Origin of the sequence: Paracoccus sp. DMF, from assembly GCF_004407025.1 — a bacterium.
Lineage (GTDB): Bacteria > Pseudomonadota > Alphaproteobacteria > Rhodobacterales > Rhodobacteraceae > Paracoccus > Paracoccus aminovorans_B.
The window spans coordinates 1-840 of record NZ_SOKV02000166.1; the positions used below are offsets into that span (position 1 = coordinate 1).

At 63.2% G+C, this 840-nt stretch carries 1 protein-coding gene; it reads left to right on the top strand.

Annotated features, from left to right (window positions below; all coding sequences use genetic code 11):
* Positions 1 to 76 precede the first annotated feature (76 nt).
* Positions 77 to 840, top strand: a protein-coding gene (locus E3D03_RS20995) for an IS5 family transposase (protein WP_263568553.1) whose coding sequence is annotated in 2 segments (ribosomal slippage) — positions 77 to 392 and positions 392 to 840 — 765 coding nt in all. Because the reading frame shifts where the segments join, the coding sequence is not laid out codon by codon here.

Here is an 840-nt window from a genome sequence, read left to right on the forward strand (position 1 = left end):
CTAGGGTTCGTACTCAATAGGGGATTCCGGTTTGTGCGCTGTCGTGATTCACTTCTGCCAGAGGCAGGAGGGAAGCATGGCGCGCTACGATCTGAGCGACGAGGAATGGCGGCTGGTCGAACCGCTGCTTCCGCGGCCGGGCAGAGGCAAGCGTCGGGTGGACGACCGGCGCGTCGTGAACGGGATCTTCTATGTTCTGCGGACCGGTGCGCCCTGGCGCGATCTGCCCGAGCGCTATGGCCCCTGCACGACGATCTACAATCGGTTCAACCGCTGGTCCAAGCGTGGCATCTGGCTGAAAATCTTTGAGGAACTCGCCTGTCGGTCGCCGCAGTCGATGCAACTGATCGACAGCTCCATCGTCCGCGCCCACCAGCACGCGGCCGGGGGTAAAAAGGGGACGCGGATCACGCCATCGGCCGCTCTCGTGGCGGATTGACAACCAAGATCCACGCCGTCGTCGATCAGGACGGCTTGCCGGTCAAGTTGATGCTCACGCCGGGGCAGGCGTCCGACAAGACCACCGCGCCCCTGCTGCTCGCCGCGCTGCCGCCATCGCAAGTGGTGGCAGATCGCGGCTACGACAGCATGGCGCTGGTGCGCTTTGTGGCCGAACGCGGGGGCGAGGCGCATATCCCGACGCAAAGCCGGGTCCGCCTCCAGCGCAGCATCTCCCGCGACATCTACCGCCAGCGCAATCTGGTAGAGAGGTTCTTTTGCAAACTCAAACAGTTCCGCCGGATCGCCACCCGCTTCGACAAACATGCGACCAACTTTCTCGCAGCCATCGCCCTTGCTTCCACAAGGATCTGGTTACGCGCTATTGAGTCCGCACTCTAG